Source organism: Paenibacillus sp. N3.4 (assembly GCF_008017805.1).
Lineage (GTDB): Bacteria > Bacillota > Bacilli > Paenibacillales > NBRC-103111 > Paenibacillus_E.
On sequence record NZ_VRTT01000143.1, the window covers coordinates 1 to 7,763 of the forward strand.

At 44.9% G+C, this 7,763-nt stretch carries 9 protein-coding genes and 1 pseudogene; 6 read left to right on the forward strand and 4 right to left on the reverse strand.

Going from position 1 to position 7,763, the window contains the following annotated elements:
* Nucleotides 1–299: 299 nt before the first annotated feature.
* Both FU659_RS33915 and FU659_RS33920 read left to right on the forward strand, forming a co-directional pair.
* Nucleotides 300–668: pseudogene (locus FU659_RS33915) on the forward strand (N-acetyltransferase family protein); the annotation flags it as partial.
* Between the two features lie 97 nt (nucleotides 669–765).
* Entirely contained in the window at nucleotides 766–1,239 is a 474-nt protein-coding gene (locus FU659_RS33920; protein WP_147951573.1) for a GlcG/HbpS family heme-binding protein, read from the forward strand.
* A 72-nt stretch (nucleotides 1,240–1,311) separates the two neighbouring features.
* On the opposite strand, the gene FU659_RS33925 is transcribed toward FU659_RS33920, so the two are convergent.
* The 4 genes from FU659_RS33925 to kduI are packed head-to-tail and all read right to left on the reverse strand — an operon-like array spanning nucleotide 1,312 to nucleotide 4,548.
* Nucleotides 1,312–2,151, reverse strand: coding sequence for a sugar phosphate isomerase/epimerase family protein (locus FU659_RS33925; RefSeq protein ID WP_147951574.1), 840 nt, complete (start codon nucleotides 2,149–2,151; stop codon nucleotides 1,312–1,314).
* The gene (kduD, locus tag FU659_RS33930; RefSeq protein ID WP_147951575.1) at nucleotides 2,152–2,904 is read right to left on the reverse strand and encodes a 2-dehydro-3-deoxy-D-gluconate 5-dehydrogenase KduD; all 753 of its coding nucleotides are present in this window, start codon (nucleotides 2,902–2,904) and stop codon (nucleotides 2,152–2,154) included. It abuts the gene before it with no gap.
* 21 nt (nucleotides 2,905–2,925) lie between these two features.
* Nucleotides 2,926–3,681: a DeoR/GlpR family DNA-binding transcription regulator gene (locus FU659_RS33935; protein WP_147951576.1), complete on the reverse strand. Its 756-nt coding sequence runs from the start codon at nucleotides 3,679–3,681 to the stop codon at nucleotides 2,926–2,928.
* A gap of 33 nt (nucleotides 3,682–3,714) precedes the next feature.
* Nucleotides 3,715–4,548 carry a 5-dehydro-4-deoxy-D-glucuronate isomerase gene (gene kduI, locus FU659_RS33940; RefSeq protein WP_187274593.1) on the reverse strand — a complete coding sequence of 278 codons (834 nt, stop codon included), beginning with the start codon at nucleotides 4,546–4,548 and terminating at the stop codon, nucleotides 3,715–3,717.
* Nucleotides 4,549–4,748: 200 nt separating this feature from the next.
* Here kduI and FU659_RS36135 point away from each other — a divergent pair, with 200 nt between their 5' ends.
* The 4 genes from FU659_RS36135 (at nucleotide 4,749) to FU659_RS33955 (ending at nucleotide 7,380) form a co-directional block, all read left to right on the forward strand.
* Nucleotides 4,749–4,913: a hypothetical protein gene (locus FU659_RS36135; protein ID WP_187274594.1), complete on the forward strand. Its 165-nt coding sequence runs from the start codon at nucleotides 4,749–4,751 to the stop codon at nucleotides 4,911–4,913.
* A 193-nt stretch (nucleotides 4,914–5,106) separates the two neighbouring features.
* Nucleotides 5,107–6,336 carry an aspartate aminotransferase family protein gene (locus FU659_RS33945; RefSeq protein WP_261808229.1) on the forward strand — a complete coding sequence of 410 codons (1,230 nt, stop codon included), beginning with the start codon at nucleotides 5,107–5,109 and terminating at the stop codon, nucleotides 6,334–6,336.
* Between the two features lie 370 nt (nucleotides 6,337–6,706).
* The gene (locus FU659_RS33950) at nucleotides 6,707–7,024 is read left to right on the forward strand and encodes a cupin domain-containing protein (RefSeq protein ID WP_147951578.1); all 318 of its coding nucleotides are present in this window, start codon (nucleotides 6,707–6,709) and stop codon (nucleotides 7,022–7,024) included.
* A 29-nt stretch (nucleotides 7,025–7,053) separates the two neighbouring features.
* A complete protein-coding gene (locus FU659_RS33955; RefSeq protein WP_147951579.1) occupies nucleotides 7,054–7,380 on the forward strand; it encodes an L-rhamnose mutarotase in 327 nt (108 codons plus the stop codon).
* Nucleotides 7,381–7,763: the final 383 nt, after the last annotated feature.

A 7,763-nucleotide genomic window follows, 5' to 3' on the forward strand; every position in this document is an offset into this window, starting at 1 on the left:
GCGAAAAGTCGTCGGTATTTTGTCAACTCCACGAGTGGATCTCCGGTTTGCCTTGTTATATCAAGGGTTTGTTTGGAGAATTAAGCTGCGAAAGTTGAGTAATTTATATTTGGGAGGGTTTTTAATAAGAGATTGAAGAATTTATGGATGAGGGGATCATCATGACAAGTATGATCAGAGTTGCGACATTTCATGATATCGATGGGATTCAAAAGGTTGCGAAAATAACATGGAAAGAAACATATAAAGATACTATCCCTCCGTATATTCAAGAAGCATTCTAACAGAAATATTATTCTGACTCTGCAATGAGAAATAGATTAGAAAGGTCAGTTTTGTTGGTAGCTGAGAGCGCTGGAGAGATAAAAGGATTTGCCAATTTCTTTCCTTCCAAACAAAATATCGAGGAAGCCGAACTAGCAGCAATCTATATACTTCCGGAGGTACAGTCACAAGGGCTCGGAGGTAAATTATTAAGTAAAGGGATTCAAGAGCTAGGTGGATTAAAAACACTATTTGGAGTCGTAGAGAAGGAAAATCGCATTGGGCGAAGATTTTATGAATCCAAAGGATTCAAATATGTAAATGAATTTGTGGAAAAACTTCAAGGACATGTCTTTAAGTCAATTAAATGGTACTTGAGATTGCATGACGGCATTAGGATTTGAAGGCATAGCAACGTCTGAAACAGACACGAAGCCCATATGAATGAAACAGATAGAAGAAAAATCACTAACGCACACGATGGCTGTAGGGAGGAGATTCATGAAATCCGTATTTAAGCTTGAACTGGAGGAAGCTAGGGTAATGGTTGCGGCGGGCCTTCAAGCAGCCCGAGAATCGAAATCATTGGAAACGATTTGTATCGTGGATGACGGCGGGTATCTCATTGCCCTTGAAAGAATGAATGGCTGCCGTAATACAAGTCCGGAACTGGCGATTGCGAAGGCGTTTACAGCGAGTGGGCATAGACGTTCGACACATCTGTTCAATCAGCCAGGAGGCCCGGCAGCGGTAAATGGCGAAGCGTTCGGCATTCATGCGATGATGCCTGGCAAGTTCGCGATCTTTGTCGGCGGATTTCCCATCGTCGTGAATGGAAATGTCATAGGCGGTGTTGGCGTTAGCGGCGGTCAGGGCGAAGAAGATATCGCGGTAGGTGTTGCTGCTTTAAGGGGACTTCAAGCTTTTTTGGGGGACGATTATGAAGTAATGACAGAACCGGACATTAAGAAGTAAGTAGGATTCACAACCGGCCGTTCCAAAAAGCCTCGTTCATCTCTTTGAGAGAGAACGAGGCTTTGATTTATTTTATGAGGATAAAAGCGTTCTCACGTATTGAAGGGCTTCTTCGATCGTATCATCGGCAAGCTGCTCCAGGGAAATATCAATGCCCGGTTTATAATGATGCAGCTTCTCCAAGAATGATTTCGTTTGGAAGATACCTTTGCCAGAAGCTACAGCCTCCAGCTTGTCATTTCGCACAATGACATCTTTCAAATGGGCAAGGATGATCCGGTCTCCAAAAGCAGTGAAGGCGTCATCCAAAAAAGCATTCTGTGACGCAACCTCGACAGCTGCGGGCGGCAACAGATTAACAGGATCGAAGACGACACCGAGATTGCTCGATGGAATCTCCTCCAGTATGCGGCACATTTTCTCGGTGCTGGATAACGTATGAGTGAATACAGGCTCAAGCCCGATAAAAACACCCCAACGTTCAGCCTCCTCAACTAATTCCTCAACCGTTTGTTTAAGTAACTCCCAGCCGATCGCTTCATAACGCTCGGAGTCCTGCGTCAGGTAGGTCGTAAGATCGGCCGTTTCCGTCGCAACGATGGAGGTGCCGAAGTCCCTTGCATATCGCAGATGCTCTTTGAAGCGATTGATTTCATGTCGCCGTACTTGCGGGTCGGGATGGATGGGATTGATGTAACAGCCCAATACGCCGATGCGTATGCCGGCACGATGGAATTGCTCACCAATATGATTGGCAAGGGCAGGACTTAGCTTTCCTAGACTTGTGTCGATATCACTGATGGCTTTGGTAAGCGCAAGCTGGACGAAATCGATACCTCTTCCGCTCAATTTCGCAGTTAATTGCTGCAGTGGGAGATGGCCAACGGAATGAGCTAGCGTGCCAATGCCCATCTATCTAGCCATCCATCCGCCGTCTACGCACAAGACGTGACCGTTCATGTAATCGGAAGCATGGGAAGACAAGAAAACTACGGGGCCCTTCAAATCATCAGGCGACCCCCAACGGCCAGCAGGAATACGATCTGTAATGGATTGTGTGCGTTTTTCATCTTGAAGAATAGGTGCTGTATTGTTCGTTGTCATATAGCCTGGAGCGATGGCATTGATCTGGATTCCTTTTCCAGCCCACTCATTCGCTAATGCTTTGGTTACACCTGCAATGGCATGTTTACTTGCTGTGTAGCCAGGAACATTAATTCCGCCTTGATAAGTAAGCATAGAAGCGATGTTCACGATTTTCCCACTGCCGCGTTCGATCATATGGCGACCAACAAGCTGGCATAAGAAGAAAGCAGAGTTCAAGTTTAAGTCAATGACATCATGCCAATCTTGACGTGCATGGTCGACGGCAGGGGTACGACGAATAATACCTGCATTGTTGACAAGAATATCGATGCTTCCGTAGATGCCGATCGCTTTGTTAACGACATCTTCAAGGATGTCCTCCTGGCTAAGGTCAGCTGCAATAAGCTCTGCTTGGCCTCCAAAAGCTCGGATCTTTTCAACCGTTTCGATACTTTCGGAAGAAGAAACGGCAATGATAGTAGCTCCGGCCTCAGCTAGGCCAATCGCCATGGCTTGACCTAAACCGCCGGAAGCGCCGGTTACAAAAGCCGTTTTACCAGTTAAATTAAATAGTGTCATAAGTGGGGCTCCTTTATTAACTTATTGAGTTTCTAACTGAATGCCTGCATCGCGAAACTGCTGAGCGGTTTCGACGGGCAGTGCAGAATCGGTCAGAATGATGGAGATTTCGGAAAGAGCAGCAAATGTGCGCAGCGCACACTGACCAAATTTATAATGATCAGCCACTCCGTAGACGACAGCACTGGAGGAGATCAACGCTCGTTTGTAATCGACAAGATCACTGGTGTAGATCGTAAAGCCATGCTGTAAATGTACGCCGGTAGCTGAAATAAATGCTTTTTGTATATTGAGCTTGCTCACATATTCGGCCGCTTCCGGGCCCGCGAGCATGTTGCGCAAGCGATAACCGCCAGGCACAACGAGTCGGATTTCATCCTTATGCACGAGTTCCGAAATAATATATAAGTCATTTGTAACAACGGTAAGCGGCTGATTAACCAGCCGCCTAGCAATTTCTAATGTTGTACTGCCGCCATCGAGTGCGATGATATCACGCGGCTGGATGTAACGGAGAGCGATGGTAGCAATCTCCGTTTTTTCATCCGCATGCTTGATGTTAGGCTCTTTGGAGGACAGAATGCCTAGTTGATCACTCTGTGCCAGCACCGCTCCGCCGTGTATGCGGAGAAGAAGTCCTTTTTCCTCGAGCTTCGCTAAATCTTCCCGAATGGTTTTGCCTGTAACGTCCAGACGCTCGCTGAGCTCGTTGACGGTCACTTCTTTTTGTGCCAGCAGTATTTCCATGATGATTTCATATCTTCGTAAAGGGTTCATCGGCACTCATCCGTTTCTAAAGAGGGTTACCGATTATTTTAAGTCTTTCATGGCTACGGCGTCCATATCTTCGAAAATTTGATTTTCGCCAGCCATACCCCAAATGAATGTATAGTTATTCGTGCCTACGCCGCTGTGAATCGACCAGCTAGGGGAGATGATGGCTTGCTCGTTGCGCATAACCACATGACGTGTTTGTTGAGGCTCGCCCATCATATGGAATACAACACTGTCTTCCGGCATGTCGAAGTAGAAATAAACTTCGGAACGACGATTATGCGTATGACTAGGCATTGTATTCCACATGTTACCCGGCTTCAACAATGTCATACCCATAACGAGCTGACAGCTCTGTACACCGCCAGTGTGAATATATTTATAAATGGTGCGCTCATTGGAAGTTGTAATGCTGCCCAAGTGGTTCGGGGAAGCTTCGCTTATGGCGATTTTTACAGTCGGATAGGTTTTGTGTGCAGGTGTGGAGTTAAAGTAGAATTTCGCCGGATCTGCCGCGTTATCGCTCGCAAATGTAATTTCTTTAGCACCAAGTCCGATGTAAAGACCGTCTTTAGGGTCCATCGTATAAACGGTACCGTCAACCGTAATCGTACCTCTGGCACCTACGTTAATAATCCCGATTTCACGACGCTCTAGAAAATAGTCAGCAGCCATTTCTTTCTTATCGGCTTGTAGTTGAAGCGCGCCATTAAGCGGCAGCACACCGCCGATGATGAAACGATCTACGTGAGAGTAAACGAGGGTAATCTCGTTTGGTGTAAATAAAGAATTGATTTGAAACTCTGCTTGCAGGCGCTCTGTGTCAAACTGCTTAACTTCGTTAGGGTGGGATGCATAGCGAATATCCATGAAAATCTCTCCTCTTATTGGTTTATTTTAGTTTGTATAAGTTCATATAGGTTTAATTTACTCCAATTGAAACGTTTAAGCAAGGAATTTCTAAAGCGTGTTTCAAATTGAGCAGAGATGGTGAATAAAGGATAACGAATACGCAAACAACTACATGGACTGATTCCAGAATCAGACAGCACCTGCAGGAGGGATGAGCAATGGACAAAAGTCACTATTTCGATCACGTTTGTAATGATACAATACCCACTCCACCTGATGCAGAAGATGTAACTGCCACAGATATGGTCAGTGAAGCTATTGGAGAGATTGTGGATAATGTAAGAAAAGCGTTTACCTCGGATGAACCGGATGAGCATGAATAGAACTAAACTGCAGAAAAGAGCTTCTCTCTTCGATGAATAGAGAGGTTCTTTTTTGTTTCAGTTAAAAGAAAAGTAGCTTGGATCATGGTACACGTGCGGAAATAAGAGGTAGGTGGTTGGAAAATAAAAAATAATTATTGCATATAAATACAATAATTCGTATAATTATGCATATCATAAATGAGGTGATACTGTGATTTTTGAAGGTAAACAAGAAACCTCCGCGCTGTTGAGCGAAGCGGAGAGATCCATTTTATTTACGGCAAAGCGTCCGCAGCTTGTGATGGAGCGCGGTGAGGGGATGTATGTCTGGGATACGGAAGACCGACGTTACCTCGATTTTATCGGGGGCTGGGCGGTTACATGTTTGGGTCATTCGCCGCAGGTGATGATCGACGTACTTTCGCAGCAAGCGGCGCACCTCATCAACGTGAGCCCAGCTTTCTATAATAGGCCGATGATTGAATTTGCTAATTTGTTAACGCGAATATCTGGCTTTCAACGGGTGTTTTTCGGAAGTACGGGAGCTGAGGCGAACGAGAGCGCGATCAAGCTTGCGCGTAAATATGGTTCTCTGCATAAAGGCGGAGCCTATGAAATTATTACAACAACGAATAGCTTTCACGGACGTACCTTAGCGACGATGTCAGCGACAGGCAAAGCGAAGTGGCAGCAGCTGTTTAGTCCGAGCATGCCTGGGTTCAAGCATGTCCCTCTTCATGACATGAACGCAATGTCTGAAGCTATTGGTCCTCAGACTTGCGCCATTATGCTGGAGCTGATTCAGGGTGAAGGCGGTGTGAATGAGGTAGATGCCGACTATGTCAAAGAGCTGCGCAGACGATGTGACGACGAGGGCATCCTTCTTATATTTGACGAGATTCAAACCGGTATCGGTCGCACGGGTAAGATGTTTGCGTATGAACACTATGGCATCCAACCGGATATTATGACTTTGGCCAAAGGAATCGGGGGCGGGTTCCCGCTATCTGCAATGCTGACCAAGGAGATCTATAATTTATTTGACGCAGGCGATCAAGGAGGTACGTACACGGGTCAACCTCTGGGAATGGCAGTTGGACTTGCGGTTGTGAACGAAGTGATTCGCCTCAATCTCCCGCAGCATGCCGAAGAGCAAGGGAACTATTTGCTAGGCAAGCTGCGTGATGTGCAGCAAACATATGGACTGCAGAACATTCGTGGAAAAGGCTTGATGCTTGCTTTTGATCTTCCTGAACCGCTAGGAGCGGAGCTTGTAGCTGCTTGTTTGGAGGAAGGTCTAATCATTAATTCCCCCAATGCCCACACCATTCGATTGATGCCGCCGCTTATTGTTTCGAAGGCAAATATCGATGATATGATAACTATTTTGTGTCATGTGATGGATCGTATACGCAACAATGAACATAATCCCACGTTGTAAACGTTGGGATTTTCTTTTTGTTTCCCTACGGTTACAATGGACTTGTTTCGGCCATCATGTATAACCACGGTTTCCATATGTCTTTTCATTGTCACGATGCCATGGAAATCATGTATACGATTCATGGTTCCTGTGAAATTATCATTCAAATGGAAAATGATACTCACGAAAGCATTCATCTAAAAAAAGGCGAATTCAAAAAATGCTGGTGAAGCTGATAAAGGAAAAGATCGAGCAGCTATTCATTGATAATGTTCATTTGCATTCAACTATGTTCACATTGGTTCAAATAGCATATAATCAAAAGGACAAGCGGAAATCGGGCTTGGTCCTTTTTTCTTTATTTTAAAGATGGGAAGGTGAGCGTTCATTGTCTAATATTGGGGTATGGGAAGCAGCAGAGCCTGGTGTGCAGCGTTGCATTCTGAAGGCTGAAGTGGGACTAATGATGATGGAAGTGCATTTTGAACCAGGGGCTATCGGGTATTTGCACAGCCATGTTCATGAACAAATGTCCTACTGTTTAAAAGGTAAAATTGAGTTCAAAATTGATGGTGTTTTAACGACAATTGAAAAGGGACAAACCATCTATATTCCGAGTGGAGCTGTTCATGGTGTTACAGCGCTTGAAGAATCCGCTTTGCTTGATGTATTTACTCCGATACGGGAAGATCTGGTTAAGCGGTAATAATTCGGCGATGGGGAGAAGGAAATTATATGACAAACAGCGGTAAATTTGCCTGGACATGGACCATTCGAGAAGAAGATTTGGAAGAGTATGTGCGTATGCATCTGGCGCCATGGCCAGAAATCATGGAAGAGCACAGCAAAGCGGGAATAAGGGATTACTCCATTTTCCAAAATGGCGCGCAGTTTTTTTATTGCTTTTTGTGTGATGATATAGATGCAGCGTTCGCTTATTTAGCCGAGAGCGAAGCATGCAACCGATGGAATGCAATTACCTCCAAGATGGTTGTTGGCTCTTTCGATTTCCGTGAAGCGGTTCCAATTCAACCGATGAAGGAAGTATTTTATTTGAAGTAAGTCTTTTTAAGTGAAATAATTACGGACGAAAGGCCCATTTGAATGAACGATTCAAGTTCTCGGCGGTGCCATCTTTTTGCTTCTCTGTAAGTATGTTTTTTCTTCTTACAGAGTAGTTAGCGGGAATAATTTCCTCTGTAACGCTGGAAAACAGCGTTACAACTCAAGAATTTGCCCAAGAGCTTTTTTTCCAGCTCTGTAAGTATGTTTTCCTTCTTACAGAGCTGTTAACGGGAATAATTCCTTCTGTAACGCTGGAAAACAGCGTTACGACTCAAGATCCGGGATGAAGTAAAGTAGTCTGTGTAACAAAATTTGGAGTCTTCACAGATAACAAAAAAGTAGGGTATTCTCGGGATTGCGACACCACCAAGAAAGGACCC